29 protein-coding genes are annotated in these 26,791 nt (G+C 46.4%); 24 read left to right on the top strand and 5 right to left on the bottom strand.

Annotation, left to right across the window (positions count from 1 at the left end; translation table 11 throughout):
* Positions 1-47: 47 nt before the first annotated feature.
* Both egtD and egtB read right to left on the bottom strand, forming a co-directional pair.
* Complete coding sequence (egtD, locus tag GO003_RS20070; RefSeq protein ID WP_159653098.1) at positions 48-1,013, bottom strand: L-histidine N(alpha)-methyltransferase; 966 nt, start codon at positions 1,011-1,013, stop codon at positions 48-50.
* Complete coding sequence (gene egtB / locus GO003_RS20065; protein ID WP_159653096.1) at positions 1,010-2,287, bottom strand: ergothioneine biosynthesis protein EgtB; 1,278 nt, start codon at positions 2,285-2,287, stop codon at positions 1,010-1,012. The genes egtD and egtB overlap by 4 nt, the downstream gene beginning before the upstream one ends.
* Before the next feature lie 369 nt (positions 2,288-2,656).
* Between egtB and GO003_RS20060 the strand changes: the two genes are divergently transcribed.
* A complete protein-coding gene (locus tag GO003_RS20060) occupies positions 2,657-3,103 on the top strand; it encodes an Lcl domain-containing protein (RefSeq protein ID WP_231089104.1) in 447 nt (148 codons plus the stop codon).
* Positions 3,104-3,293: 190 nt separating this feature from the next.
* Here the strand turns inward: GO003_RS20060 and GO003_RS20055 are convergent, their stop codons facing one another.
* Positions 3,294-3,560 carry a DUF1488 family protein gene (locus GO003_RS20055; RefSeq protein ID WP_159653094.1) on the bottom strand — a complete coding sequence of 89 codons (267 nt, stop codon included), beginning with the start codon at positions 3,558-3,560 and terminating at the stop codon, positions 3,294-3,296.
* 495 nt (positions 3,561-4,055) lie between these two features.
* Here GO003_RS20055 and nifB point away from each other — a divergent pair, with 495 nt between their 5' ends.
* The 11 genes from nifB (at position 4,056) to GO003_RS20000 (ending at position 14,272) form a co-directional block, all read left to right on the top strand.
* Positions 4,056-5,546 (top strand): nitrogenase cofactor biosynthesis protein NifB, encoded by a 1,491-nt coding sequence (gene nifB, locus GO003_RS20050; RefSeq protein WP_159653092.1) that lies wholly within the window; start codon positions 4,056-4,058, stop codon positions 5,544-5,546.
* A gap of 51 nt (positions 5,547-5,597) precedes the next feature.
* Complete coding sequence (locus tag GO003_RS20045; RefSeq protein ID WP_159653090.1) at positions 5,598-5,876, top strand: 4Fe-4S dicluster domain-containing protein; 279 nt, start codon at positions 5,598-5,600, stop codon at positions 5,874-5,876.
* 184 nt (positions 5,877-6,060) lie between these two features.
* On the top strand, positions 6,061-6,486 hold the full coding sequence (locus tag GO003_RS20040) for an ArsC/Spx/MgsR family protein (protein WP_159653088.1): 426 nt from the start codon (positions 6,061-6,063) through the stop codon (positions 6,484-6,486).
* The gene (locus GO003_RS20035) at positions 6,483-7,763 is read left to right on the top strand and encodes an FprA family A-type flavoprotein (protein WP_159653086.1); all 1,281 of its coding nucleotides are present in this window, start codon (positions 6,483-6,485) and stop codon (positions 7,761-7,763) included. The genes GO003_RS20040 and GO003_RS20035 overlap by 4 nt, the downstream gene beginning before the upstream one ends.
* A 61-nt stretch (positions 7,764-7,824) precedes the next feature.
* Positions 7,825-8,112 carry a 2Fe-2S iron-sulfur cluster-binding protein gene (locus GO003_RS20030; RefSeq protein WP_159653084.1) on the top strand — a complete coding sequence of 96 codons (288 nt, stop codon included), beginning with the start codon at positions 7,825-7,827 and terminating at the stop codon, positions 8,110-8,112.
* 26 nt (positions 8,113-8,138) lie between these two features.
* Complete coding sequence (locus tag GO003_RS20025) at positions 8,139-8,489, top strand: 2Fe-2S iron-sulfur cluster-binding protein (RefSeq protein WP_159653083.1); 351 nt, start codon at positions 8,139-8,141, stop codon at positions 8,487-8,489.
* A 42-nt stretch (positions 8,490-8,531) separates the two neighbouring features.
* Positions 8,532-9,125, top strand: coding sequence for a nitrogen fixation protein NifQ (locus tag GO003_RS20020; RefSeq protein WP_159653081.1), 594 nt, complete (start codon positions 8,532-8,534; stop codon positions 9,123-9,125).
* Positions 9,126-10,043: 918 nt separating this feature from the next.
* Positions 10,044-10,910 (top strand): ion transporter, encoded by an 867-nt coding sequence (locus tag GO003_RS20015; RefSeq protein WP_159653079.1) that lies wholly within the window; start codon positions 10,044-10,046, stop codon positions 10,908-10,910.
* Positions 10,911-11,126: 216 nt separating this feature from the next.
* The gene (locus GO003_RS20010; protein WP_159653077.1) at positions 11,127-11,900 is read left to right on the top strand and encodes a hypothetical protein; all 774 of its coding nucleotides are present in this window, start codon (positions 11,127-11,129) and stop codon (positions 11,898-11,900) included.
* Between the two features lie 200 nt (positions 11,901-12,100).
* Positions 12,101-13,102, top strand: a complete 1,002-nt coding sequence (locus tag GO003_RS20005; RefSeq protein ID WP_159653075.1) for an RHS repeat protein — start codon at positions 12,101-12,103, stop codon at positions 13,100-13,102.
* 318 nt (positions 13,103-13,420) lie between these two features.
* Complete coding sequence (locus GO003_RS20000) at positions 13,421-14,272, top strand: neuromedin U (RefSeq protein WP_159653073.1); 852 nt, start codon at positions 13,421-13,423, stop codon at positions 14,270-14,272.
* A 108-nt stretch (positions 14,273-14,380) separates the two neighbouring features.
* Here GO003_RS20000 and GO003_RS19995 read toward each other — a convergent pair whose 3' ends face one another.
* Positions 14,381-14,902: a hypothetical protein gene (locus tag GO003_RS19995; RefSeq protein WP_159653071.1), complete on the bottom strand. Its 522-nt coding sequence runs from the start codon at positions 14,900-14,902 to the stop codon at positions 14,381-14,383.
* A gap of 367 nt (positions 14,903-15,269) precedes the next feature.
* Between GO003_RS19995 and tnpC the strand changes: the two genes are divergently transcribed.
* Complete coding sequence (gene tnpC / locus GO003_RS19990; RefSeq protein ID WP_159657603.1) at positions 15,270-16,694, top strand: IS66 family transposase; 1,425 nt, start codon at positions 15,270-15,272, stop codon at positions 16,692-16,694.
* 75 nt (positions 16,695-16,769) lie between these two features.
* Here the strand turns inward: tnpC and GO003_RS19985 are convergent, their stop codons facing one another.
* A complete protein-coding gene (locus tag GO003_RS19985; RefSeq protein ID WP_159658782.1) occupies positions 16,770-17,792 on the bottom strand; it encodes an ArnT family glycosyltransferase in 1,023 nt (340 codons plus the stop codon).
* Between the two features lie 713 nt (positions 17,793-18,505).
* On the opposite strand from GO003_RS19985, the gene nifE reads away from it, so the two are divergent.
* From nifE to grxD, 11 genes are all read left to right on the top strand, one after another.
* Positions 18,506-19,936, top strand: a complete 1,431-nt coding sequence (gene nifE, locus GO003_RS19980) for a nitrogenase iron-molybdenum cofactor biosynthesis protein NifE (protein ID WP_159658783.1) — start codon at positions 18,506-18,508, stop codon at positions 19,934-19,936.
* Between the two features lie 5 nt (positions 19,937-19,941).
* The gene (gene nifN, locus GO003_RS19975; protein WP_159658784.1) at positions 19,942-21,339 is read left to right on the top strand and encodes a nitrogenase iron-molybdenum cofactor biosynthesis protein NifN; all 1,398 of its coding nucleotides are present in this window, start codon (positions 19,942-19,944) and stop codon (positions 21,337-21,339) included.
* Positions 21,340-21,383: 44 nt separating this feature from the next.
* Positions 21,384-21,815 carry a nitrogen fixation protein NifX gene (gene nifX / locus GO003_RS19970; RefSeq protein WP_159658897.1) on the top strand — a complete coding sequence of 144 codons (432 nt, stop codon included), beginning with the start codon at positions 21,384-21,386 and terminating at the stop codon, positions 21,813-21,815.
* An 84-nt stretch (positions 21,816-21,899) separates the two neighbouring features.
* Positions 21,900-22,373, top strand: coding sequence for a NifX-associated nitrogen fixation protein (locus GO003_RS19965; protein ID WP_159658785.1), 474 nt, complete (start codon positions 21,900-21,902; stop codon positions 22,371-22,373).
* Between the two features lie 10 nt (positions 22,374-22,383).
* On the top strand, positions 22,384-22,599 hold the full coding sequence (locus GO003_RS19960) for a CCE_0567 family metalloprotein (protein WP_159658786.1): 216 nt from the start codon (positions 22,384-22,386) through the stop codon (positions 22,597-22,599).
* 9 nt (positions 22,600-22,608) lie between these two features.
* Positions 22,609-22,926: a ferredoxin III, nif-specific gene (gene fdxB, locus GO003_RS19955; protein WP_159658787.1), complete on the top strand. Its 318-nt coding sequence runs from the start codon at positions 22,609-22,611 to the stop codon at positions 22,924-22,926.
* A gap of 196 nt (positions 22,927-23,122) precedes the next feature.
* On the top strand, positions 23,123-23,434 hold the full coding sequence (gene nifW / locus GO003_RS19950) for a nitrogenase-stabilizing/protective protein NifW (RefSeq protein ID WP_159658788.1): 312 nt from the start codon (positions 23,123-23,125) through the stop codon (positions 23,432-23,434).
* Positions 23,434-23,913, top strand: coding sequence for a nitrogen fixation protein NifZ (locus GO003_RS19945; RefSeq protein ID WP_159658789.1), 480 nt, complete (start codon positions 23,434-23,436; stop codon positions 23,911-23,913). Before nifW ends, GO003_RS19945 begins: the two co-directional genes overlap by 1 nt.
* Position 23,914: 1 nt before the next feature.
* On the top strand, positions 23,915-24,760 hold the full coding sequence (gene nifM, locus GO003_RS19940; protein WP_159658790.1) for a nitrogen fixation protein NifM: 846 nt from the start codon (positions 23,915-23,917) through the stop codon (positions 24,758-24,760).
* A 16-nt stretch (positions 24,761-24,776) separates the two neighbouring features.
* Positions 24,777-26,063, top strand: coding sequence for an ATP-dependent Clp protease ATP-binding subunit ClpX (clpX, locus tag GO003_RS19935; RefSeq protein WP_159658791.1), 1,287 nt, complete (start codon positions 24,777-24,779; stop codon positions 26,061-26,063).
* A gap of 107 nt (positions 26,064-26,170) precedes the next feature.
* The gene (gene grxD, locus GO003_RS26690) at positions 26,171-26,791 is read left to right on the top strand and encodes a Grx4 family monothiol glutaredoxin (RefSeq protein ID WP_159658792.1); all 621 of its coding nucleotides are present in this window, start codon (positions 26,171-26,173) and stop codon (positions 26,789-26,791) included.

Below are 26,791 nucleotides of genomic sequence, written 5' to 3'. Positions count from 1 at the left end.
ACTTACACCTTCAATCCAAATCGGGCGAGTCGTTACGATTCAGGTTTTCACACGGCTTCAAGAAAGTAAATACTGAAGAGCTGCTTGTTATCAGACCATATTTTGAGCAACTTAAAGCCGCCGGCATTAGCTAAGGTAATAAATTCATCGGGACTGTATTTGTAGGAGTTTTCGGTATGGATGTACTCGTCTTTTATAAAGCGGAAATCCTGGCCTGAAATACTGACATGCTGATCTTCGCTACTGACCAGGTGCATTTCAATTCGACCTCGCTGATCGTTGTAAAAGGCACGATGGTCAAAGCGGTCTAGGTCAAAGTGACCGTCCAGTTCGTTATTGATACGGGTGAGCAGATTCAGATTGAATTCTGCCGTAATGCCGGCCGCATCGTTGTAAGCAGCGTTCAAGACGGAAGGTTCCTTTTTACGGTCAAGTCCAACCAGCAAACCGCCGCCTTTGCCGGTTAGTCGGTGTATTCCGGTCAGAAAATGCTGAACTTCCAGCGGGTCAAAATTGCCCAGGCTGGAACCCGGAATGAACACGACACGTCGCCCATGGGGGATGCCCTGAGGTAATATCATCTGTTGAGTAAAATCAAGGCAGGCCGCATAAATGGGTAGCCAGGGAAACTGCTGACCTAAATCGCAGGCCGATTGCTTGAGAAATTCACGGGAAATATCCATCGGTACATACGCGGAGGGAAGCAGACTTTCCAGCAGTAATTGTACTTTCTCGCAGCTACCGCTTCCGGGTTCGATCAATACCGATCCCGGTTCAATCAGACGGCCAATTTCATCCGCATACCTTTGTAACAGGTCGCGCTCAACATGAGGTATGTAATATTCCGGCTGTTCCAGAATCGCTTCAAACAATTGAGAGCCGGTTTCATCATAAAAAAACTTGGGCGGTATTTGTTTTTGTCTACGGGATAGGCCTTTTAGTACAGTTTCACGAAAGCTTTCCAGCTCAGGTTGAAAATCATGGAAACTGATTTTTTGGCTTAGTGCATTCATAAGTCGTCCGCTAAACGGATGCCGGAAAATTGCCAGCGATCCTGTGGATTGAAAAAATTACGGTAAGTTGGGCGGATATGATCTTCCGGTGTCACACAGGAACCGCCTCGCAATACCCATTGGTTGCACATGAATTTGCCGTTGTATTCACCCATGCTGCCTTCTAGTGGTTTAAAGCGAGGATACGCCAGATAAGGTGAGGCCGTCCATTCCCACAACGAACCATAGAATTGACCTTCACCTGCTTGTGGATGAACAATGCCGCTATCACTAAAATGGCCTGTTATCGGAATTTCCAGCAATTTTGTTTCAAGCTCGGCTTCCGATGGTAGTCGTTTGCCTGCCCAGCGAGCATAAGCATCTGCTTCGTAATAACTGATATGAGCGACAGGGGCTGAGGGATTCAGCGTCTCAAGTCCATAAAGTGTAAACTCATGCCATTGACCGTCATGGTTTTCCCAATAAAGCGGCGATAGCCATTGGTTGTTCCGGATGTGGCTCCAGCCATCTGATAGCCACCATTCAGAACGGACGTAGCCGCCGTCTTCAATGAAATCCAGAAATTCGCTGTTTGTGATCAGGCGAGAACTTAACCGGTGGGGTTCCTGCCAAACTTGATGCCGGGGCGTTTCGTTATCAAAGGTAAAGCCATCATTATTATCGTCCTTTCCCATCATTACCAGGCCGCCAGGCCTTTCCTCCCATTTCAATTTTCCGCTTGCTTTAATCGCCGGTTGGGCGCGCTCCAGATAATGCGGTTTCAAGGGATTGTTCCAAAAGTTGTGCTTGATATCCATGAACAGCAATTCCTGGTGCTGCTGTTCGTGGTGTAAGCCCAGAGTCAGACGAAAAGCGACTTGTTGCCACTGGGATTCGTCGCAGTCAAGCAGAAAATTGACGATGCGTTTATCGATTTCAGAACGGTAATGAAACACCTGTTCAACCGTCGGACGTGACAATAAACCGCGTTTCGCGCGGGCATGCATAGTACCAACCGTCTGATAGTAGGAATTAAACAAATAACTGTATTCCGGGTTGGTGGGGCGATAATCCGAATCAAAAGCTTGTAGCAGAAAGGTTTCAAAGAACCAGGTCACATGCGCTAAATGCCACTTGGGCGGACTGGTCTCAACGCAGCTTTGTATTTGATAATCATCGGCCATCAACGGTGCACAAATTTGAAGACTGATATTGCGGACACGCTTGTAATCTGCAATCAATTTTTGCCGCGAATTTGCCGGTATAGCCGGATGAGATTTTAATGAAGGTGACATTTGGAATTATTTAATGTTTTATGTAAATGCACGTAATGCAAGAAGAGAAAATAACAGACAACGCTGTTACTTCAAGAGGTACTGATCTGCCATTTATAAAATCTTAATTTACTGCCCGATCCCCTTTTGTCAACCAGTATTAACCGGTGGGGCGGTGTTTAACTTCAATAAAGTGCTTTCTGGTCAGTGACGTTCTGTTTAGAATTTCTGCGGCTTCGAACTTTTTATGGATCAACCGGTCACCAAGAGTAGGCTTATGGCTGACTTTCACATTCATTAAGATCTGCTATTCAGTAAGCAGTACCGATTAATAGGTACCGGCTATGGTTGCAGTGTCACTTTAATAAAAACAGAAAAGGGTTTTGCAAAATGATGGTATATAAAAGAGCGTTAAATGCCGCTGCGATAGCGGTAGTCTTGCTAATGAGTCATGCACTGCAAGCGGCCGATAAGCGTGATTCGGCTAGCTATATTGCGGGTGATGTTGGCCCTCAAGGCGGCAAAGTCTATTTTGTCGATGCTTCGGGTGAGCATGGCTTGGAGGCTAAAGCAGCCGATGAGATCAATTCGCTCAATTGGATTGATGCGGTCAGTGCAGCCAGTGCTTATGGGGCTGAATGGCGTTTGCCAACAAAGACCGAATTAAAATTACTGTATGAACAAAGAAACCTTGTGGGCGGTTTTGCCAATGACGACTATTGGAGCGATACAGAACTCGACAGCAACAGCGCCTGGATTCAGGGCTTTTTCAACGGCGATCAGGACCGCTACAATAAATACAGTACGCTGAGAGTCCGAGCGGTGCACGCTTTTTAATACTGAAAGGCATCCATTTGTAGGATGGGCAAAGTGCGCGTGCCTATCAAGCACATCACAGCCGGGATTTAATTTTCAATGCCATTGCTAAACAACGATGGGCACGGCGTTGCCTTTGCCCATCCTACGTTGCTTTCCCAAATCATTTGTAGTTTGTAGGATGGGCAAAGCGCAGCGTGCCCATCGAGCACTAATAAAGATCTTGCGTTTGAATCAGAACGGAACCATCCACTTCAAAATGCTCGCTTTCTATCAGCCGTCTCGCGGCCTCATGAATGGCCGTCCGATGTTGCGCTACAGAACGCATGAGTTCATCATCCGCGTCCATTGAACCGAATTTATCTTTTAAGCTTTGCAGTGAAATTCGGCAAAGTACACGCCTTTTGTCTACTTCGGCGACAACGGTCGCCATGTTTGTCGTATTGTTGCAGCACTCAAGCCTAGGGAAAGAAATCATGATATCTCCTGATCAGGTGTTCGATGGCTGGGCAATAGCATAGCGAGATGAGTTCGCCGGGGTATCGTCAATTGGCTAAGGATGTTTCCAAACAAGGTTATGATTGCTCACTTTGGCTTCTGCGAATTCAGATGGTCATGCAGTGGCAGCTAAGGATGCTTCTTCGGTTCATTTTGTCTTAACCTGGTGAGTATACGCCCCTCATGCTAAGTTCAATAACATGATTTTTTCAACTTACGAAACTGCTGTTACATTTACCGCGTCTACGTTTTACTTACCTGACTCTTCCCCTTATCGATTTTGACCAAACCTTTTGTGTAATCAGGTAATTGTTTGTTTGCTCACATTCATTCTGACCTTTGTTGTTATTTTTCCTACAAAATGACTTTTCGTAGCCTGCGTAAGTCCATGAACCATTAGCATTAGTGGCTTTGGCAAGAATGGCATGAACCGTGCTGATAGCTAACTAACACACAGTCAGCGAGGTCAACCTTCATGGAATTGCCAGTACTAAACGAAAAGCCTGCAAGCCAGGGCGGTTGTTCCGCCGGATCTTGCGGTTCAACCGATGATCAACTGAATCATCTTTCCGATGAAATCAAAGCCAAGGTTCAAAATCACCCTTGTTATTCTGAAGATGCTCATCATTATTTTGCCCGCATGCACGTAGCGGTTGCACCGGCTTGTAATATTCAATGCCATTACTGTAACCGTAAATACGATTGCGCCAACGAGTCCAGGCCCGGTGTGGTATCTGAATTATTAACGCCGGATCAGGCGGTTAAAAAAACGATGGCGGTCGCAGCCAATATTCCGCAAATGACGGTATTGGGTATAGCGGGTCCCGGCGATCCATTAGCGAATCCGGAACGGACGTTCGAAACGTTTAGACGGCTTAGCAAAGAAGCCCCCGATATTAAATTGTGCGTATCGACTAACGGTCTTTCACTGCCGGAATCGGTTGAAGAATTAGCCAAGCACAATATTGATCATGTCACGATTACGATCAACTGTGTCGATCCTGAAATTGGCGCGAAGATTTATCCCTGGATTTTCTGGGAAAACCGGCGCATCAAGGGCAAAAAAGCGGCGAAAATTTTGATCGAGCAGCAGCAAAAAGGTCTGGAAATGCTGGTTGCAAAAGGCATTCTGGTTAAAGTCAATTCTGTGATGATTCCCGGTGTTAATGACAAGCATCTAGCCGAAGTCAGCCGGATAGTCAAAGCCAAAGGGGCCTTTTTGCACAATGTGATGCCTTTGATCGCGGAAGCCGAGCATGGCACATTTTACGGTGTGATGGGGCAGCGTGGCCCGACCGGCGCCGAATTGCAAGAGTTACAAGACGACTGTTCCGGTGATATGAACATGATGCGTCATTGTCGCCAATGCCGTGCCGATGCAGTGGGTATGCTGGGCGAGGATAGAGGCGATGAATTTACGATGGATAAGATCGAATTGATGGACATTGATTACGAAGCCGCGATGGAAAAGCGGAAAGTGATTCATCAAGCGATAGAAGCAGAAATGAACAGCAAACGTTCACAGAAATCCGAATTTGCCGAACAAATCGCGCAAGAACCCAAACTCACGACCCGCCCGGTTCTGATGGCGGTCGCTACCAGCGGACAAGGCGTTATCAATGTGCATTTTGGTCATGCCAAAGAGTTTCTGATTTATGAAGCGTCTCCTGATGGCGTGCGTTTTATCAGTCATCGTAAAGCCGATCTTTATTGCGGTGGCGACAGCACTTGTGGCGATGGCGAGTCGGTATTGCAAACCACCATCCGGTCACTGGAAGGCTGTGAAGCGGTGTTGTGTTCCAAAGTCGGTTTTGAACCCTGGGAAATGCTGGAGAACGCCGGGATCATGCCCAACGGTGAACATGCAATGGAACCGATAGAAGAGGCTGTGATGGCGGTTTACAAGGAAATGGCGAAAAGCGGCAAACTGGATGAGATAAGCCTGGTTAACCGGGCAACGGCTTAATCCGGGTTGCTTGTTAAGCTCACTCCATTGGACTTGAACGGATGAATCATTATGTCTTTAAAAATCATCGAGACTTGCGTCAATTGTTTTGCCTGTGAACCCTTATGTCCCAGCAAGGCAATCTATGAAGCTAAACCGCATTTTTTAATCGACAGTAAAAAATGCACCGAATGCGAAGGGGATTTTGCGGTACCACAATGTGCAAATATTTGTCCTATTGAGGGCGCGATACTTGATGCCTTGGGTGTTGCGTTAAATCCTCCGGGTTCTTTGACCGGTATTCCACCGGAAAAAATGGCTGAAGCAATGGCTGAGTTGCAGGCGCATTAGTGGGTAGGTTGGGTTAGATCGGTAGACGCTAACCGAACAGGTCAATGTCCACTTTGGGTTACGGCTAACGCCTCAGGACAAGTATCTGAGGCAGCTTAGGCTTAATCCGAACTACCCGCTACTGAAATGGGCGACAGTTTTTTATGCCGCAGCGAATTGACCGATTTTCTCAAGGTGAACTGTTATGGCACTTGTCTATTTTTACGAAAAACCGGGATGTCTGAACAACACCAGGCAAAAACAACTGCTCGTGGGCGCCGGTCATCTGATCATTGTTCATGATTTATTGTCCGAACCTTGGCGTAATGACGTTGCCAGATTGCGCTCATTTTTTCATAACAGACCGGTTGCGGAATGGTTTAACCCCAGCGCGCCCCGCATCAAACAGGGATTGGTAAATCCTCAAATGATGTCAGAAAGTCAGGCGATTGCGGCAATGATTGATGATCCTATTTTGATAAGGCGCCCGCTGATTGAATCAGACGGCATTCGTTGGGCAGGATTTGATGTTGAACAGGTTGATGCCTGGATTGGCTTATCTTCGGGAGTTGCAGGACGCGATCTGGAAACCTGTACCCGCGATAGACGGCAAGCCGGTGAACATTTATGAACAAGCTTGAACTCCACGACAGTGATGGAAAGCCCAAAGCGGTCATGTTGTCTGAGCGCGTGCATTGGGTGGGTTCTCTGGATCCTGATTTAAGAACGTTCGACATTATTCTCAAAAGCGCTAACGGTACAACCTATAACGCTTATGTGATTAGAGGTAGTGAAGGGGTGGCGGTTGTCGATACGGTCAAGGAAGGTTTTGCCGATGATTTTTTCTCCAGACTGGAAAGCGTTGCCGATTATTCAGAAATTAAAGTCATCGTGCTGAATCATTTGGAGCCTGATCATACCGGCGCATTACCGGAATTGATGAAACGGGCGCCGCAAGCGCAGCTTTATATTTCCCAAAAAGCCCAATCCATGCTGAAAGCCTTGCTGAAGCAGGATGAAATGAGCTACACGCCGGTATTGACCGGTGACCGGGTATCGCTGGGAGATCGGACCCTGGAGTTTTTACATACCCCTTATTTGCATTGGCCCGATACCCAATGTACGTATTTGGCGGAGGAAAACATCCTGTTTTCCGGTGATGTGTTCGGCTGTCACTACTGCGATAACCGCTTATTTAATGATCATGTCGGCGATTTTCGCTTTTCGTTTGAATATTATTATGCGCACATCATGCGGCCTTTCAAAGACTATGTGATGCGTGCTCTGGATTTGATAGAGCCTTTGCCGGTCACGATGATTGCACCTACGCACGGTCCTATTTTGCGAGATAGACCGGATCGCTATGTCAGGCGGTATCGTCAGCTTTCCAGTCCATCGTTGGCCAGTGAAATCAGTTGTGATCAAAAAACGCTGCTGATTTTTTATATCAGCTCCTACGGCAACACCCGGCGCATGGCAGAGGCCGTTTACGCGGGAGCGATGCAGGTGCCTGACGTCAGGGTGTCATTGTACGATCTGGAAGGCGGCGAAGTGGACCCTTTTGTCGATTTGATCGAGGAGGCCGACGGCTTGATATTCGGTACGCCGACTATCAATGGTGATGCGGTTAAACCCATCTGGGACTTGTTGTCATCACTAACCGTCATCAATATCAAAACCAAACTGGGTGGCGTTTTTGGCTCTTACGGCTGGACCGGCGAAGGCGTTCCGTTGGTTGAAGACCGCCTGCGCGGTTTGAAAATGCGTGTCCCTATCCCCGGGTTGCGCGTCAAATTAATTCCAACCGATGAAGAAATTCAGGCCTGCCATGATTTCGGCCTGGAGTTGGCAAAAGAATTAATGGGGCTGCGCAGTCAAAAAGTCCTTAATTTTGCCGATTTGGCTTGAAAGAGGAAAACAAGGCGATTCATGCGCCAAATATTACTAACTTTAACTAAGGAGTCACACTATGGCCAAATCGACCATTACATTTGAAGATATCAACGTCACAGTCACCGTTCCTGCCGGAACCCGCGTTATCGAGGTTTCAGAAAAAGTCGGATCGGGGATCACCTATGGTTGCCGGGAAGGCGATTGCGGAACCTGTATTATGAAAGTGACCTCCGGTTGGAATCATCTGACTGAACCCTCCGTATTAGAAGACAAGATTTTAAGAGAAAACATGGCCGGAAAACATAACCGGCTTGCCTGTCAGGCCCAGGTATTGGGCGGCGAAATTTCAGTACATCCTGTTTAAGTTTAAAAAATGTTGAGGAATAAATCATGGCTTTAGTTACATTTACAAGTCCGGATTACCGGGATAAAACCGTTTACGCGGTGGCCGGCAGTCACACGCAGTCAGTTTTGAAACTGGCATTGGAGAACAAAATCCCGATTAATTTCGAATGCGAGGACGGCGAGTGCGGGACTTGCCTGGTCAGGGTAAGCAGTATCGACAACAAGCATCAACGTATGGGTGGTCCACTAACCGATAAAGAAAGAATCATCTTGCAGCAACTGGGCAAAATCACTAAAGACCAGGTGGAAACGATGATTGTCGATGATTTACCAACCGAATGGCGCTTGGCCTGTCAGATGATAGTCAGGGATGAGGATATTCGCGTCGAATATTGATTATTCAATAAATCAAGGTCTACTGCCTTGGCGACCTTCGCAATGACTCGTGAACGGATATTTCAGGAACTGGTAGAACGTTCTAACCGATCCGGTAATGCAATCTGGTTGGCTAGAATGATTGCCAGTTGGCGAGTCGGCGAGGGCGCATTGCCCGATTATTTGGGGCTTTCCCCGATACAATTCAATAATTTACGGGGTCATTGTTTTTCAGACATTGCCCTCCCTCATCTTGCCGTATCCGGCAAAACAGTCGATTACAGCCGGATGCTTGAAAAACAGGATCTGGAAACATTACTGGGTGATTTTCGCGCGCCGGATGTGGCTGAATCTGAATGGATAATCGCCATCCTGGTTGCCGGCTGCTTGGGAAACGATCATCTCTGGCAGGACTTGGGTTTATGGTCACGTTCAGAATTATCCGGACTGATGAGTCATAATTTTCCCGAACTGGCCGCACGCAACAACAAAGACATGAAGTGGAAGAAATTTTTGTATAAGCAGTTATGCGAAATGGAAGGGCTAAATCTATGCCGTGCACCTTCATGCCAAGTCTGTCAGGATTATGGACAGTGTTTTGCCTCGGAAGAGGCGACAAGTGTAAGCGATATCCTCAGGCATGATAGTTTGGATTAGGGCATCTGGCCGATAAGAGCGAAGAAACAGCAAACAATTCCCCGTTTTATTTTGCCATTCAAAATCCATGCTGCATCTTGATCAGACACCTTGTTCAAAAATTCCCGCATTCCTCTCCGGAAAAAAACCGAAGCATCCAATAAATCTGGCGTAGTCAACAGGCCAAACTAATCACGTAGTAAATTTTTGATTTTTTCGAGTTGCTGCACCTTGCCTTTGGTGTTAAAGCCAGACTACTCTTCAATTGAATCCAAGATAATAAAGAAGCGGCGGAAGGTTGGATAAAAATCGCCTCTTTGCAAATTAAAGACAGTAATCATTTATAAATAGCTGAAATCGACCTGTAAAGTCGATTTCTGGTAAAGCTTTTTTGTAAGACTCTGCATTGACATGCGTGGCAGTTTGACGAAATGTATACGGAATCCTTAATTACTGGGGTCAAAAAATTAAATTAGGTAGATAATATGTTTACTTTGATTCCAGGTATAAAATGCCGCCTAAATGCTTGATCGCAAAACTCTTTAACCTCAAATGTGGCCGCGTGAAATATAAATAATACCAATCCCAATAAGTTTTTATTGATACTTTCTCCAAAGGGAGAATATCAGGATAAGGGATTTCATATATACCTTTCGCACTTGAAATTTCGGCAGTGCCTAAGGAGGCAACGGGTTGTTCGGCAAAGACTTTGTCAGCATGGATGCTGGCATAGAGCCTACCTGGAGGTATTTACGGCGTCCTTTGACGGGCACCCCGGTGCCGAATTTCGATCTACAATGAGTATAACAACTTTTAGTGATTGGTCTAACTTTGCTGTGACAAACCGAAACTGAAGACAATCGAGCCTTTAAAGTCTCGATTGTCCAAGACTGCATCGAGACGATGAGGACGGCAAATCCTGATTAGGACAACATCAATATGACGGAAAGAAAACCGGTCAAATTGCAAAATCACAGTGAAGACAGCCCCGCGTCGGCATGGCGGTCCGCTCTCAACCAGATCATTTTCGGTGCGGAAACCCGCGCAGGCAAAGCCTTCGATATCGTTCTGATTATCATGATTTTGCTCAGCATCCTTACGGTGATGTTCGATAGCATCGAGGCCATGCGTAATCAATATGGACAACAACTCTATGGAGCGGAATGGTTTTTCACCCTATTATTTTCATTTGAATATTTGTTGCGACTGATTTGCGTCCGAAAACCCTGGCTTTATGCCCGCAGTTTCTTTGGTTTTATTGATCTGCTGTCCATCCTGCCGACCTTTCTGGGGCTGCTCATTCCTGGCGCCGAATATATGCTGACGCTTCGCATTCTGCGTATGCTGCGGATATTCAGAATTTTAAAGCTGTCCGAATACATCCGCGAAGCGAATATTCTAATGGTCGCACTGAACAACAGTTTTCGAAAAATCACGGTATTTCTATTTACAGTATTAATGTTAGTCGTCGTATTCGGCGCGTTAATGTACATGATAGAAAGCAGCGAATCCGGCTTCACCAGCATCCCGACTTCAATTTATTGGGCTATCGTTACGATAACGACTGTAGGCTATGGCGACATTTCACCGCAAACCGCTCTGGGCCAGTTTGTCGCGTCGATGATCATGATTATGGGTTACGGCATCATCGCTGTTCCCACCGGAATTTACAGCGCTGAGCTGATGAAAAGCCAAAAGTCCAAGCCAATCGACAACGAGTCTTGTCCCGGCTGCGGTGCAACCGGCCATGATTTTGATGCCGATTATTGCAAGTATTGCGGGCATTTTTTGGGGGAAGATGATTAGGGCCTTAAAATGCGGTGACTATTGGAACCGCACCCATAAAGTTGCCATTCAAATAACTGGGGCAGAGTAAAATTAAATCAACTGGATAATTATGTTTACTCTGACTCTAGGTATAATATGCAGTCTAAATGCTTGATTGCAAGACTTGGCCAACTGACCCTCCTTGTCATCCAAGATTTGATTCCGGACTCCCCAACAGCTTTACCGAGCTTCGATATGAACGCAAAATTATTGATCTCCACCGTATTTTTCTTTTTGAGCTTTGGACTTTCTTCTGCTGAAACGGCGACTTACGACAACTTTAACGACGGCGTCGATGACGGCTGGATACACTACAATCCGCGACCGGGGGCCATCACATTCGTAGAAGAATCGGGTAGCTTGGCCTATCAGATGAAGTGTTCCAGGGGAAGTCTGATTGATCCGTGCCGTATGGTCAGCATCAATATGAAAGAGCCTCCTCATGCAAAATTTCATGTCGAAGTGGACTTGTTAAGTTGGACCTTGAGTTGGGGTGAAGATGTCGGTTTGGTAGCGCGCGTACAGGAACCGCTGCCTTCGTATTTTCTGCCACAAGGCTACGCTTTGCTGTTCAGAAACGACCGAAAAGTTCATCCGCATTCGCGAAAATTGATGATAGTCAAAAGCAAGGGCGGCGTCAGCTTCCCCATTTTTCTGGCTAAAGGTCGTTTTGTGGAGCCGGCGCCCGACCCAGCCGGCGATTACCGACTCAAATTTTGGTCGGCAGACGGTAAGCTTTGGGGGCAGATGATCGACAATAAAACCGGAGAAGCCCTCAAAATGCGGGATGGCCAAGCTTATGTGGATCGTATTTCCGCCGTCGATGATGGCGAATTTTTGAGCGGTAGAAGCGGTCTGGTTGCTTATGTCCACATTGTTAGTTATAAGCAGGAAGGTGTCTCGCCTATCTTCGACAACTTTTACTCAGGTACCGAAGCACCCTCCGAAAGTGTATTGCCAGCCCGATAAAAGGCACCGGTAATTACCAGCCAACTGTTACAAAATTAAAATCAGGATCGTTGCCCGCCTGATTGCCAAGCAAGTCTATATCCCTAACTTTCCCGTAATGCTGGGTAATTTTGCGTAATTCATGGTTGAACTGATAGATCAGATTTATCTTTAAAACCTAGCTTTAAATTGATTCATAAATAACTAGAAGAGCAAAACATATGAAGTTTGTAGTTTCGTACCCGCAAACAAATTGGGATTACGTCAAGTTTAGGTTAAACCGTATCATTTTAGGTAAAGACCGTTCGAATGATGTCTTCAAAGGATTGCCCGGCGGTAAACTGGAGCTGTTTGAACATAATGGCGAATTAGGTGGAATTAAATCCCTTGGAGAATTGAATCAAATTAAACCCTTTGGTTTACAATATGTTACAGGAAAAGGTTTATATTTCATAACCGGTTTACCTTGCAGCGAAGAGGGTGTGTCTGGTGATGAACATATTGCGAGAATGAACGATAAAGGGGAAATTGACTTGGAAATCCGCAGTCCGTTATTAACCCAGGTTCGTTCGTTACGCCTTACTGAAAGAGGTTTATTGGTTACGGCTAGCGGCGTAGATGCTATTTTAGAATTTGATTTATCGGGCGAATTGATTTGGTCTTGGTGGGCGACTGAGCATGGCTACGATCAAGCTTATGGCGGCAGCACACGGGTTATCGATAAAAAGATTGATCATCGTTTGAAGAATTATCCCGGTCGTTTACAAACTACGCATTTAAATTCAGCAATTGTTGACCCCTATGATAATACTAAAATACTGACCATCTTGTTCTATCAAAGAACGCTCATTCGTATAGACAGGGATAGTTTGGAGCACGAAATCGTAATCTCGGGATTGAATGGGGCGCATCATATCCGACCGCATTCTAAAGGGTATATGCTCTCTAATTCGCGCAATGGTGAAGTACTCATTTACGATAGAAATTTTCAACTTATCGAAACAGTGCCCGGTACCAACCGTTTCTTCCCAGTCAAGTGGGTACAAGATGCTATAGAGACACCTTTTGGCACGTATCTCATTGCCGATTGTAATACATTTAAATTGCGTGAACGCGATAAAAAGGGTCGCGAGAAGACTTACAATACTCATATGCCAAATCGCGTTTTCCAGATCGAACCGGTTGACGAGTGTTTCTCGTTTCCATCAAACGATATTCACTAGAATGTTGTTAATTTTTTCAATACGGCTATTATTCGCACATCGAATTCGGTCTTTACTCTTTACCCCATTTTTCCCAAGCGGGAAATGACGCCTAAATTTGAGGTCCAATGAGCTTCACCAAAATTTTGCTTTTGTAATAGCTGAATTTTTGTAGGGCTTATTACCTGTACACTATCGTATTCATACATCTTTTCGTTTTTTCTATTCAATCGAAGCGATTTTGTTTTTTGGCAAGCTTGGAAGCTTACTATTTAACACATCAAATCGGATATCTAGATTGAATTACTGTTAGTAAATTTGCATTTTTTAGGAATATCAATGGAAAAACCATCTATTTCGGTTACATTTCTTTTCAGCTTTTCACTGCTATTGTTCAGCTGCGGCGTTAATGCGGACGAGACCGAACGTTTTGTATATCAGGCACAAAACCCGTTAACTCCGATTTACAGCATTCCGTTGGAGTATACCCATCATGGCGGAGCTAAAAACGGTGATGTCTCGATTGGCAGCGTGAAACCCGTTATCCCCATTGCTCTGGGTGATTGGAATCTGATTAATCAGTTATCTCTGAATTTTATCGGTACACCGGGTCCAGTGAATGGTATTGCCGAGTTGCCGGAAGCTTTTCCTGGAGATGGTGCTTATGGTCTTGGCGATACCACACTGACATCCTATTTTTCTCTCAATACGTCGGATGATTTCAGCTGGGGATTTGGGCCTACTCTGGTTTTTCCAACAGATACTCTATTCGGGGACACTGAGGATCGTGAATCGCGTGAATTAGGCAGTGGTAAATTCAGTGTCGGTCCAGCTGTGATGTTTGTAACTCAACCTAAGCCATGGTCACTGGGACTTGCCGTTAAACAAATTTGGTCGGTATTCGGTAATGATAGTCGCGATGGGGTTAGCCAAATGCTTTTTCAACCCTTTGTAAATTACAATTTGAACGACGGATGGTATTTGGTTTCCGATATGGACATGATTGCTAATTGGAATAGGGATAACGATGATCGTTGGACTGTCCCGGTTGGCGGCGGTGTTGGCAAGTTATTTAGTCTTGGACAGTATGCAATCAATACCAAAGTGGAAGGCTACTACAACCCGGTCAGGGTAAGCGAAAGCCCTGAGTGGTCGGCTAACTTTTCGTTTCAGTTTTTGTTCGGAAAGTAAGCTTAAAACCCATTCATGGGGCTTGACGGCAGCATCCCTGCTGCCGTCAAGCCCGCAAAGCTTACGTTTATTATCAAACTGGGAACCGCCCCGACTGACAGGTTATTGTTATTTATTTCGAATCACACTGATGTAATTTGACAGAACAGTATCCCTTTTACTCTTGAAGTTCCCATCAAAAAATCCTAAAACCATGACTTCATAACGATCTAATATTTCATCGGGCAAAATCTCCGATGGCTTTTCATGACTCATAAAAGCCAACGGAGGTTCAGTTGGTAAATCCCGTTGTGTCAATGGATTCCAATGCCGAATTTCACGACCGCTAGCCCATACGACACCCATGAAATTTCCAGAGACATTGCCATTGAAAAAAAAGGGTATATTTTTCAATGCCTGAAGGTGACGCAGTTCTTCATAGGGCCTACCCTGTCGATGGGGCACTAAAATTTCCTGAGCATGACCCATGAACATGACGCATGCAGAAGCAACCATTGCAACCATAGAAGCCCAAACCAAAAATGGTTTTTTATTGATTGTAGAGTGAATCAAAACAAACGCCAGCGTCCAAAAAACAAATAAAGTTATTAACTTAAACCCTAGTTTAGATTCAAAACCATTTCTATCCATCAGGTACCAAACAGTAAGAGGGGCAATGAAACTGATACACGCTATCAAAAAGCCGTTAGCACTGAATAAGATAGTATCTGTTTTTGTATTTCTTTAGTAACTACTCAGCGTAATTTTTTCAAAAAATAAAAAATAATGCTTGACACGTTTTTTCGCAAATAACCGTAATTTTAAGCAATTCATCGAAAGGCTTTAGGCTTGCTATTTATAGCCTCCAGCTCGTTCAAGAAAAGCCGGAGAGCTTTACAAGCACAGCAGATTGCTTACCCATACCTTTCGTGGCGCTTAGGTCATCCTCGAAGGCAAAATTCGAGTTCTGAAACCGGCCTTATAATAGCGTCATTCCAAACGGTTTACGGTATTTAATTTGACAGTCAATGACATTGACGTGGAAGCCACGATCAAAACTGCTCAGCAATTGCTTGCCGAGGAATCGCAATTGTCACCGGCTTTTCGTTCGGTATTGGCCGTGCTGATTCTGCTGGTGCAGATCATGGCGGGCCGTTTGAACTTGAACAGCCGTAACAGTAGCAAGCCACCTTCATCCAATCGGTTTGGCAATAGCGGAAAAGGTGATAAAGGGGACTCCGGCAAAAAAACCGGAGGTCAACCGGGGCGCATTGGCACCACGCTGGAAAAGAGTGATAATCCCGATGTGATTAAACCCCTGACGGTCGACCGAAGTCTTTTGCCGCCCGGCGACTATACGGTGGTCGGTTTCGACTCTCGCCAAGTGTTTGATATTGACATTCGACGCGTCGTGATCGAATACCAAGCCGAAATCTTGGAAAATCTGCAGGGGCAACGCTTTACAGCGCCCTTTCCAGCGGGTGTGACTAAAGCCGTTCAGTACGGCAACGGCGTCAAAGCCCAGTCGGTGTATTTGTCGCAGTATCAATTGATTCCCTATAACCGGGTCCAAGAGCATTTTCAGGAGCAACTGGACTTGCCCATCAGCGAAGGATCGATTTTTACCTATAATCAACAGGCCTATGAACTGCTGGAGCAGTTTGAGCAAAAGCTGATCGCCAAACTACGCCATACGCGGGTCATTCATGCCGATGAGACCGGCATCAATATCAATGGCAAAAACCGCTGGTTACACTGCGTGTCCAGTCCGCTGTGGACGCTGTATTATGCGCATGAAAAACGCGGACTGGAAGCCATGGCAAGCTTACCCCTGTTAACACGGTTTACCGGTATCCTGGTTCACGACCATTGGAAACCGTATTTCAAACTCATTTGTCAGCATGCCTTATGCAATGCCCATCACTTACGGGAATTGGCTTTTGCCCATGAAGAAGAGGGGCAGGCCTGGGCAAAATTGATGATTGATCTATTAGAAGACATTCTGGATGAGGTTTATTCACAGGGCGGGAGGTTAACTGAAGATCAAGCCGTTCAGTACCGCGAACAATACCGGGCACTAGTGAAGCAGGCGGAGTTGGAATGCCCGCCACCGCCAGAGCCGGAAGGAAAAGACCGCAACAAGAGGGGCCGCATCAAACGGAGCAAATCCCGAAATTTACTGGAACGATTGCGCGATTTTGAGCAAGAAACGCTACGCTTCATGACCGACGAGGAGGTATCCTTTACCAATAATCAGGGGGAAAATGATATTCGCATGACTAAGTTGCATCAGAAAATTTCCGGTTGCTTCCGATCTATGGAAGGGGCGAAAATCTTTTGCCGTGTGCGGAGTTATTTATCGACTTGCTGTAAAAACGATGTCTCTGCCACCAATGCACTGACTCTGCTTTTTGAAGGCAGATTACCGGACTTTATTCTTTAACGGCATGAGCGCGTGATCATGCCAACCAATATCATATTTGGGATGGTTGTTAATTACGCTGAGTAATTACTTTCTTTATTCCTTAAACGAGTCGATCAGATAGCGGAAGTAAAATGATGTGATTATAGATAGCGGCAAAACAACTGGAAGCAGATAGCGGGCTTTTTTTTCCGGGAAAAGCGACATCAACAGGACGGACGACCCTATCCATGTAGCCATGAATTTGTAATTTCCGAATTCGTCTATTCGTTTACGGGCATAAGGAAAAACGAGCGTAATTGATGCCAGAAATGCCCAGATACCTGATTGAGCCGGAAAATTCCAGTAGTAGTAAAAAGGTTTTACTGCTCTTTTTATCCATGCTGTTGATTCTTTATTGGCTATGTGTTGAGAAAAATCTGGATACTGTGAGTAAATGTAAATTGGCCAGATTGCACTGATTACTAAAGCAGTTAGTATCATAACCATTGATGGTACAAGATTTATTCTGAAATCGTTTCCTTCATATGCCAAAACTCGCGCAGTCAGATAAGGCATCAACAAAGAGAAAAAGGATACCGGTCCTTTAGATAGAAAAGAGAATCCCATTAGAACTCCTGCACCAATAAAATATTTCAGGTTGTAGTGCCTGATTACCAGGCCCTTGTGGATCAGATAGATAGCCCCAAGCATAAAACTGTGGCAAAAAATATCCCAGGTAATATTGCGGGACATCCATAAGATCAGAAGGGAGGTTGATGCGGTGCCCGCAACCAGGTAGGGCAGCATTTCGTCCGTAGTCAACTCTTTTGTCAGTTGAAACAGAAAGAAAACCAGTAACATCGCGGCTAATGCAGCAGGCAGCCTGAGCAGCGACAGGTTATCTTGCCCGAACAGATGCATTGTAAATGCTGTGGTCCACGTAGGTAGAGGCGGTTTTTCGAAACGAAGCTCACCGTTCATGGTGGGTGCAAACCAGTTGTCTTTTTCAAGCATTTCTCTGGCGGTGGTAAGGTTTCGAGACTCCATTGTATTCGCCTTGAAGGCATCATTGTTCACAAAAAAAGTAAATACCATTAGTAATAACAGAAGGGGTACATATAAATTTCTATGGTTCATTTAGTTCCTGATTCGATCATAACGTATTCACAAAATAAAGCTTACAGACATAAATCAATACACTGAGTTGAAAAAGTCTTGATTTGATCTGATCTCAATGGTCAATTAAATTAGCTGTGTTCAATTTTAAGGAAGCTCTATTAATTGCAATTTTAGTCACTCTATAGTTGGGGTTCGCAGCGAGTACTATTTTCAAATGTTGGAGGTCAGCGCTGTTGTGGGATGCGGTGACGATAGGAACCGCATCAATCGCGAAAGGTGTCATTTATCAAAGGCCCAAAATGGGGTCAAAGCATGGTATCGCAGAGGGCTCAGGTCGCGTAATATAACATGAATAGGTTATGCGGGCATTCAGTGCAAGACCTCTCAGACAGCTCATCTTGCGTGGGCTTAATGGTGACAAGGAGGTTCGCATGCGTGTCCTGAGCCTAGCTGAAGGCTCACAACGAACGTCTTTTTTACAACATCCCGTCAGAACACAATCGACTGACTCCCAGGATCAATAAATCCTTACCGGTTACTACGACTTGATGATTCCCCCTCTAACCGACGCAGGTATTAACAAAAGCCCTCCTACATCCGATTTCCTTCATAAAACCTGCGTTTGTCGTATTTGCTACACAGCGTTTACTTTGAAGTGCCAATAAAATCAACAAAATGAACGCTGGCACGGCGGTTGCAAATGTCTTGTTAAATACTTTAGGAATCGCGCTATGAAATCTACCAAAGATATTGCCGAACTGTTGGATGAACCGGCTTGCGAGCATAACAAAAAGGAGAAATCCGGTTGTGCCAAGCCAAAACCCGGTTCGGCAGCAGGGGGGTGTGCCTTTGATGGTGCTCAAATAGCGCTGTTGCCGATTGCCGATGTAGCGCATATCGTCCATGGGCCTATCGCTTGTGCGGGAAGCTCCTGGGATAACCGGGGTACGCGCTCATCCGGTTCCGATCTTTATAAAGTCGGTATGACCACTGATTTGACCGAGCAGGATGTGATCATGGGACGCAGCGAAAAGCGCTTGTTCCATTCCATCAAGCAGGCCATCGATACATATCATCCGCCTGCAGTTTTTGTTTATAACACCTGTGTGCCTGCTTTGGTTGGTGATGATATCACTGCCGTCTGTAAGGAAGCGATCGAACGCTGGGGTGTGCCCGTTGTGCCTGTCGATTGTGCCGGATTTTACGGGACTAAAAACTTGGGTAACCGGATTGCCGGTGATGCGATGGTCAAATATGTGGTCGGTACCCGTGATCCGGATCCGTTACCTAAGACGTCAGAAAGGCCTGATATCAAGGTGCACGATGTCAATCTGATCGGTGAATACAATATCGCCGGAGAGTTCTGGCATGTGCTGCCGCTACTTGACGAATTGGGTTTGCGGGTCTTGTGTACTTTGTCCGGTGATGCGCGGTTTCGCGAAGTACAAACCATGCATAAGGCTGAAGTCAACATGATGGTGTGTTCCAAGGCGATGGTCAATGTCGCGCGTAAATTGCAGCAACAATACGGTACGCCCTGGTTTGAAGGCAGTTTTTACGGAATTACCGATACCAGTCAATCGTTGCGGGATTTTGCCAAATCGCTGAACGATCCTGATTTACTGGCCCGCACTGAAACATTGATCGTCCGTGAAGAAACGCGCATCCGAAAGGAACTTGAACCGTGGCGGGAAAGATTGGCGGGCAAACGCGTGTTGCTATTTACCGGCGGGGTAAAAAGCTGGTCGGTGATTTCAGCCTTGCAGGATTTGGGTATGGTCGTCGTTGCGACAGGTACCAAAAAATCAACCGAAGAAGATAAAGCCCGTATTCGTGAATTGATGGGTGAAGATACGGTGATGATCGATGACGGCAGTCCTAAAGCGCTGCTAAAAATTGTCAGGGATTATCAAGCCGATATCCTGATTGCGGGCGGTAGAAATATGTACACCGCATTGAAAGCACGCGTTCCGTTTCTGGATATCAACCAGGAGCGCGAATTCGGCTACGAAGGCTATCAAGGTATGCTGGAACTGGTCCGCCAATTGGCGTTGACGATAGAAAGCCCGGTCTGGCCCGCCGTTCGAGCCCCCGCGCCCTGGAAAGCAGGCTGCGCATCGCGTAAGTCTGTCGTCAGTCATGCACAACCTGTCGCCGGGTAACGACTATGGCTGAAATACACAAACGTAAAAAAGCATTGTCGGTTAATCCTCTGAAAGCCAGTCAACCGATTGGCGGTTCGTTGGCAACACTGGGTTTCGATAAGGCCATCCCCATGCTTCATGGATCGCAGGGTTGCACGGCCTTTGCCAAAGTGTTTTTCGTGCGTCATTTCAGGGAGCCGATACCCTTGCAGTCAACTGCCATGGATCAGGGCAGTTCGGTGATGGGGGCTGATGAAAATGTAGTTGAAGGTTTAAAAGCGATTGCCGAAAAATCCAATCCGGCCTTGATTACGGTGCTGACCACCGGTTTGGCCGAAACACAAGGTGCCGATGTGCACCGGAATGTCCGCGAATTTCGCGCAAAATATCCACAGTTTGATCATGTCGCTGTTGTCGCGGTCAATACGCCCGATTTTACCGGCTGTGTCGAAACCGGTTATGCAGCAACGCTGACTGAAATCATCCGGACGCTGGTTCCGGATACCGCTGTTGCCGGAACTGCGCCGGGTAAACGTAAACGGCAGGTCAATGTTTTGTCCGGTCCTATGTTGACGCCAGGCGATCTGGAAGCTTTGCGCGAACTCATTGAACAGTTTCAACTGAGGCCGGTATTCGTTCCCGATATTTCCGATTCACTGGACGGCGTATTGACCGATCAGGATTTCTCGCCAGTGACCATAGGCGGTACAGCGATTTCGGAAATGGCTACTTTGGGCGATGCCAAGGCGACACTGGTCATCGGCGCTTCCTTGCAAAAAGCCGGTGAATTGCTGCAGGAAAAAACCCAGGTCCCCAGTTACTTCTTTAAGCATTGTTATGGTTTATCCGCGAGCGATGCATTGATTTGCGCACTCAGCGAAATTGCCGGGCAGGATGTGCCTGAACGCATCGAGCGTCAGCGCGCGCAGTTGCAGGATACGATGCTGGACACGCATTTTATGCTGGGTCAATTGCGTATTGCGATAGCTGCGGATCCCGATCAGCTCAATGCTTTCATCGATTTGGTTAATGAAATGGGATCCGAGGTCGTTGCTGCGATCAGTGCTGCCAATGCGCCGGTATTAGCCGAAGCTAAAACGGATAGTATCAAAATTGGCGATCTGGAAGATCTTGAATTAACTGCCAAAGCCCATAAAGCACAATTACTGATCGGCAATTCACACGCTGTTGCGACAGCCGAACGATTGGGTATTCCTGTTTTACGTGCGGGATTTCCGCTTTATGACATCATCGGTGGTTATCAGAAAACCTGGATAGGCTATCGCGGAACCCGTCAGGCCTTGTTTGATTTGGCTAATCTGGTCATCAATTTTGCCCATGAAGAGATAGCACCTTATCACTCGGTTTACGCGCAAAAACCTGAAAACGAAAGACAACAGGACACGCCGTCATGTCACTAACCCGGCGCATGCACATTGTCCAAACCAACGAGCAGAGTCTAGCCATGGATACCGCCATAAAAGTCGCTTTTGCCACCACCGATATGAAAACAGTCAATCAGCATTTCGGTTCTTCCAGGTCATTCGCGGTCTATGCAGTGAATCCGGAGCGTTACGAATTACTGGAAGCCGCCCAGTTCGGCGAACTGGATCAGGACGGTAATGAACAAAAATTGTCGGTCAAAATGCAGATGCTGGAAGGTTGCGCCGCGGTTTACTGTCAAGCTGTCGGTGCCTCAGCGATCAAACAGCTGGTGGCTCAGGGTATCCAGCCGGTAAAGGTACACGAAGGCAGCCGAATCGCCGATTTAATTGCCGATTTGCAAAACGAATTGAAAACCGGCCCGTCAAGCTGGCTGGTAAAAGCACTGAATAAAGCCAAAAGTCCCGATGCTTCGCGTTTCGATGAAATGGAAGAAGAGGGGTGGTCGGAATGATTCAACACCCATAGCAAGCGATGGGCTTTCTAACATCAGCCCATCCTAACGTTCTATCTAATTGATCTCTATCGAGGAAACACTATGTCCCAAGCAGCACTCGTCATTGAAGAAAACGATCCTTACATGAGTTCGGATTTCGTTGTGGAAATGCTCAAACAATTACGCGCTGTCGACACTTACGACACATTCGAAGGCTGGCCTGAGGAAAAAATCATCGATCCGCTGATTTTGACCAAAGAGCGTAAGCGCGAGATTCCGATTGTCGGCGATCCTGATGAAATCACCATCACGCGGCTAAAGTCTTATTACAACGCCATTGCATCATTGATCGAGAAGAAAACCGGTTTGATGGCGGTACCGTTTGTCAATTTGACACATGAAGGTTTTGGTCGTGCATTGATCATGGTCGGAAAATTGATCGTAACCGATAAAACGTTGCGGGACGTTCATCGCTGGGGCTTTCCAAGCCTGGAAGCTCTGTGTGTGGAAAGTGAGAAACAAATCGAAAAGGCGCTGGCTTTTATCGAGAAGCATAAAGAAGTGGCAGAAGCCTAGGGAGCGTGTCATGACATCCGAAGAAATCAAGGCATTGGAAAAGGAAGTCAAAAAAAACAAGCGGCTGGCCAGTGAACAAGCCATGGAATTGCACGATTTAATTGAAGACAAGTTGCCCGATGCTTACGGGGAACTGATGGGAATTGCACAGGCGACCTTTGACGCCTGCAAGACGTGGGACGAAGCCAACCAAAAACTGCTTGCAGCCCAATCTGAAACTGCGTAAGGAGCAACCATGGCAGATTTAGTAACTGGAGTAACCTTTGGCGGCGCCGTTTGGACGCCTGCTTATGTGACGGATTTAAATCAACGGACCTGCATTGGTTGCGGGCGCTGCTTTAAAGTGTGTCCCAGAGATGTGTTCGATCTGGTCGAAAAAGACGAGGTGCTGAATCCGGAAGATTTTGGCGATGATTACGGTGATTTCGAGGACGATGATGATAACAGCATGGTCATGAACATTAAAAATGCGAATGACTGTATAGGCTGCGAAGCCTGCTCGAAAGTTTGTCCGAAAGATTGCTTTACCCATGAGCATAAAGAAGCGGCTTGATGTTGAGTCTTGATGAGACGCGAGATTTTGAGTCTCTAGCGCTATCCCGTCCACGATAAGGGGTGTCAGATGTTTAACGAAAAACCGGAACCTGTTCTTGCTGTCATTTCAGTGCTGATTTTTGCGGTATTGGCGGTGTATTTGATCGTTAGCGATACGGATCTGATTGGTCCATTTTAAACCCGAGGTTAACGTCATGAGCTTTACAGAAGAAATCGAAGAGTTGGAATCGGCAGAGGACTTTTTACAGTATTTCGAACTGGACTACGACCCGTCCGTCGTGCATGTCAACCGACTGCATATTTTGCAGCGTTTTCATGATTATTTGAATCAGGCGGGAGACAAAATGCCGGAAGATGAAGATGCACGTCAGGCCATCTACAAACAACTGCTGCATCGGGCTTATTTCGATTTTGTGGAATCCGATGCGCAAACCGAAAAAGTGTTCAAAGTTTTCAAAATGGGCGAACCGCAAACCGTGTTTGTCCCCTTGACCGACATCAAGTAATGATTGAGGAACGGTTCGACGAAGAGCGCTTCGATTTTGGTGAAGCCGTGCGGGTGACCCGCAATGTGCGCAACGACGGCACGTATCCCGGCAAGGCAGTTGGCGAACTCCTGATCCGGCGAGGCAGTATCGGTCATGTCATTGAGGTGGGAACGTTTTTGCAGGATCAAGTGATTTACACCGTTCATTTTCTTGATTTGGGTCGTATGGTCGGTTGCCGAGCGGAAGAGCTGATTTTGGCTGATGCGCCTTGGAATCCCAGTCGTTTTGAATTTCGGGATAAAGTGGTCAGCACAATTGATTTGGGCATTCAAGGGCAGGTTGTCGCCGAAAAAGGGCAGGAAGGCGAAATTCTCAAGGTACTAAGAGACTATGAGCCAATTCAATACCATGTCCGATTTCCAGGCAGAACGCTTCAAGTACCGGAAAGCATTTTGGAGCCGGCTAATCCGGATACCTTTTCAGAACCGGAAGAGTGATATGAATATGACGGCCGAAGTATCGATAGAGCCTTATACCTTATTAAGAGCGGCGCTGGCGCTATTTAAAAAACCCCCGGCCGAACTGGAAAGTGAACAATTTACCAAAGCCCGGATTCATGCATCAAAAGCCTATGATATCGAAACCCGGGTTTTAAATGCTAAAGAGGCTACCGGCGTTATCATTTCAGATGAAGAACTTGACCGGGCTTATGAAGAAATTCGCAGCCGGTTTAATGATGATGAAAGTTTTCTGGAGACCTTGAAGCATAATAATCTCGACAGCGATGGATTGCGCGCGGCATTGAAAAGAGAATGTAAAGTCAATGCCGTGATGGACAAAGTCGCCAGTCGGACACCCAGCGTGAGTGAAGTTGAAATAGGCATTTTTTATCATTGCCACCCTGAAAAATTCAATATTCCGGAACAACGCACCGTTCGTCATATTTTAATTACGATTAATCCTGATTACCCGGAAAACAGCCGGGAAAATGCACGTCAGCGCTTGCTGGATATTCGCCTGAAGCTGAAAAACAAGCCGTATAAATTTCCTGATCTGGCCCTTAAATATTCCGAATGTCCGACTTCTCTGCAAGGCGGCATGCTCGGCGTTTTTGCGCGGGGCATCTTATATCCCGAAATCGATGCTGTATTGTTCAATTTAAAACTGAATGAAATCAGTCAGGTAATAGAAACTGAAGTCGGCTTTCATATCATTGAATGTATTGAGATAGTCAAAGCTGAAACATTATCGCTGCAAAAGGCGACGCCTAAAATCCGGGAAATCATGCAGGAGCGTTACCGACGCAACTGTCAAAAAGCGTGGTTATCCGGTTTACCTAAGTGATTCAAACGGGGCTTTTATGCAAAAACAAAATAAAAAGTGTTCATTTTGCGGGGTAGAGGCCTCTATCGATGTGCCGTTGATTGCCGGCAATGAAGGGCAGATTTGCGAGGCCTGTGTTGTGCTGGCCAATCAGGTCGTCTCCAGCTGGGGTAAAAAAAAGGAACTGGCTGAAATGCAGGGTCCTTTACCGAAGCCGGTCGAAATAAAAGCGTTGCTGGATGAATATATTATTGGCCAGAATTTGGCCAAGGAAATTTTGTCTGTTGCGGTTTATAACCATTACAAGCGCTTGAAACATGAAAGCAGCCAAATCGGCGGTTTGGGATCGGCATCCGGCAGCGTTGAAATAGGAAAATCCAATATTTTGCTGATAGGCCCGTCCGGAACCGGTAAAACGTTACTGGCCAGTACCCTGGCGAAAATTGTCGGAGTTCCGTTTGTAGTGGCCGATGCGACGACGCTGACGCAGGCCGGCTATGTCGGCGACGATGTGGAAAATATATTGGTCCGTCTTCTGGATGTAGCCGACGGTCATACCGGTAAAGCCGAGTGGGGCATTGTGTATCTGGATGAGGTGGATAAAATTGCCCGCAGTCCGGAGCAGGCTTTCGGTACGCGTGATGTCTCCGGCGAAGGCGTGCAACAGGCGCTGCTCAGGCTGGTCGAAGGATCTCAGGTTAAAGTGCCCTGCAAAGGGCGACGGAAAGATGCCAGTAACTCCGATTCGGTAATGATTGATACCCGTAACATTTTATTTATAGCAGGCGGGGCATTTCCAGGGCTGGAAAAACATGTAGAAAAACGGTTGGTGCCTGCCAACACAGCGATTGGTTTTCATCTGGATATCAGTCGGTCTAATCAGAAACCGCCACTGGAAGAACTGCTCAATGCGACCGAGCCGGACGATCTGAAACGTTTTGGTTTGATTCCTGAGTTTATCGGTCGGTTTCCGATACTCGCGCCGCTGGAACCTCTGGATATAGATGCGTTAATCCAAATACTGACCGAACCTAAAAATGCACTGGTCAAGCAGTATCAGCATTTGTTTGCCTATGACGGCGTGAATCTTGAGTTTACCACCGAAGCCCTGGTCGAAATTGCTGAAAAAGCGATTGTCAGAAATACCGGTGCGCGGGGGTTGCGAAGTATCATTGAGACAATTTTACGCAAGCCCATGTTCGAGCTACCGACCCGGGACAATGTTGAAGCCTGCATTATTGAGGCGTCAGCCGTTAAGGGTGAAACGACGATCAAATTGATCGAACGCGAAGAACCCTCGCCAATTCAACAGCAAGCTCATTAGTTCAAAAAATCACCCATCAAAATTCGGATGTTGATTGTTTATATCATGGCCTTAGCCGGCGGATATCCAATGTCATTCCGAATGTCCTTTTTTAAAGAGAAAAAACCATGACCACCGAAGAAAAAATCCGCAAGCAACTCGCCGACAATCCGATCATTTTATATATGAAAGGTATTCCTTCCGCTCCACAATGCGGTTTTTCCGGCAAAGCAGTCGGTATTCTTAATGCCAGTGCAATCCCGTTTGCCTTTGTCAACATCTTGGAAGCACCTTTTATTCGCGAAAAATTGCCCAAGTTATCAAAGTGGCCAACTTTTCCTCAATTGTTTGTCAAGGGCGAGTTAGTCGGCGGCTGCGATATTGTTGAAGCGATGGACAGTGATGGCAGCTTGTTGCCCTTGCTAAAAAGTGCGATTGTTGAAGGTCAGCAACAAGCGGTTGATACTCAAGTAATAACGCATGCTGAAGTTGAACAATTGGTTAAAAACGGCTTTCCTGATGCGACCGTCCTGATTGAAGGCGAGGGGTGTAATTTGTCGATTACGGTGATTAGTCAGCAATTTCAGGCCTTACCACTGGTAAAGAAGCAGCAAGGCGTGATGGCTGTGCTGACTGAACCCTTGGCATCCGGTCGATTGCATGCGGTGACATTGAAAACCTATACACCGGAAGAATGGGGGAATTTAGATAAGACGTCTGTTCCGGGATTACTACAAATTCAACTTTAA

The organism is Methylicorpusculum oleiharenae, from assembly GCF_009828925.2.
Classification (GTDB): Bacteria; Pseudomonadota; Gammaproteobacteria; order Methylococcales; family Methylomonadaceae; genus Methylicorpusculum; species Methylicorpusculum oleiharenae.
The sequence above is the reverse complement of the archived record's forward strand: the minus strand, read 5'-3'. Positions and strand labels throughout refer to the sequence as shown.

Bases quoted from the DNA above. Each gene is read 5' to 3' on its own strand.
- grxD (WP_159658792.1), top strand. From the start codon at position 26,171: ATGACCACCGAAGAAAAAATCCGCAAGCAACTCGCCGACAATCCGATC.
- clpX (WP_159658791.1), top strand. From the start codon at position 24,777: ATGCAAAAACAAAATAAAAAGTGTTCATTTTGCGGGGTAGAGGCCTCT.
- GO003_RS19995 (WP_159653071.1), bottom strand. From the start codon at position 14,902: ATGGATAGAAATGGTTTTGAATCTAAACTAGGGTTTAAGTTAATAACT.
- nifX (WP_159658897.1), top strand. From the start codon at position 21,384: ATGGATACCGCCATAAAAGTCGCTTTTGCCACCACCGATATGAAAACA.
- GO003_RS19960 (WP_159658786.1), top strand. From the start codon at position 22,384: ATGACATCCGAAGAAATCAAGGCATTGGAAAAGGAAGTCAAAAAAAAC.
- GO003_RS20025 (WP_159653083.1), top strand. From the start codon at position 8,139: ATGGCTTTAGTTACATTTACAAGTCCGGATTACCGGGATAAAACCGTT.
- nifW (WP_159658788.1), top strand. From the start codon at position 23,123: ATGAGCTTTACAGAAGAAATCGAAGAGTTGGAATCGGCAGAGGACTTT.
- GO003_RS20015 (WP_159653079.1), top strand. From the start codon at position 10,044: ATGACGGAAAGAAAACCGGTCAAATTGCAAAATCACAGTGAAGACAGC.
- GO003_RS19965 (WP_159658785.1), top strand. From the start codon at position 21,900: ATGTCCCAAGCAGCACTCGTCATTGAAGAAAACGATCCTTACATGAGT.
- fdxB (WP_159658787.1), top strand. From the start codon at position 22,609: ATGGCAGATTTAGTAACTGGAGTAACCTTTGGCGGCGCCGTTTGGACG.
- GO003_RS19945 (WP_159658789.1), top strand. From the start codon at position 23,434: ATGATTGAGGAACGGTTCGACGAAGAGCGCTTCGATTTTGGTGAAGCC.
- GO003_RS20035 (WP_159653086.1), top strand. From the start codon at position 6,483: ATGAACAAGCTTGAACTCCACGACAGTGATGGAAAGCCCAAAGCGGTC.
- egtD (WP_159653098.1), bottom strand. From the start codon at position 1,013: ATGAATGCACTAAGCCAAAAAATCAGTTTCCATGATTTTCAACCTGAG.
- nifB (WP_159653092.1), top strand. From the start codon at position 4,056: ATGGAATTGCCAGTACTAAACGAAAAGCCTGCAAGCCAGGGCGGTTGT.
- GO003_RS20030 (WP_159653084.1), top strand. From the start codon at position 7,825: ATGGCCAAATCGACCATTACATTTGAAGATATCAACGTCACAGTCACC.
- egtB (WP_159653096.1), bottom strand. From the start codon at position 2,287: ATGTCACCTTCATTAAAATCTCATCCGGCTATACCGGCAAATTCGCGG.
- GO003_RS20020 (WP_159653081.1), top strand. From the start codon at position 8,532: ATGACTCGTGAACGGATATTTCAGGAACTGGTAGAACGTTCTAACCGA.
- GO003_RS20000 (WP_159653073.1), top strand. From the start codon at position 13,421: ATGGAAAAACCATCTATTTCGGTTACATTTCTTTTCAGCTTTTCACTG.
- nifM (WP_159658790.1), top strand. From the start codon at position 23,915: ATGAATATGACGGCCGAAGTATCGATAGAGCCTTATACCTTATTAAGA.
- nifE (WP_159658783.1), top strand. From the start codon at position 18,506: ATGAAATCTACCAAAGATATTGCCGAACTGTTGGATGAACCGGCTTGC.
- GO003_RS20055 (WP_159653094.1), bottom strand. From the start codon at position 3,560: ATGATTTCTTTCCCTAGGCTTGAGTGCTGCAACAATACGACAAACATG.
- GO003_RS20045 (WP_159653090.1), top strand. From the start codon at position 5,598: ATGTCTTTAAAAATCATCGAGACTTGCGTCAATTGTTTTGCCTGTGAA.
- nifN (WP_159658784.1), top strand. From the start codon at position 19,942: ATGGCTGAAATACACAAACGTAAAAAAGCATTGTCGGTTAATCCTCTG.
- GO003_RS20010 (WP_159653077.1), top strand. From the start codon at position 11,127: ATGAACGCAAAATTATTGATCTCCACCGTATTTTTCTTTTTGAGCTTT.
- GO003_RS20005 (WP_159653075.1), top strand. From the start codon at position 12,101: ATGAAGTTTGTAGTTTCGTACCCGCAAACAAATTGGGATTACGTCAAG.
- GO003_RS20040 (WP_159653088.1), top strand. From the start codon at position 6,061: ATGGCACTTGTCTATTTTTACGAAAAACCGGGATGTCTGAACAACACC.
- GO003_RS19985 (WP_159658782.1), bottom strand. From the start codon at position 17,792: ATGAACCATAGAAATTTATATGTACCCCTTCTGTTATTACTAATGGTA.
- GO003_RS20060 (WP_231089104.1), top strand. From the start codon at position 2,657: ATGATGGTATATAAAAGAGCGTTAAATGCCGCTGCGATAGCGGTAGTC.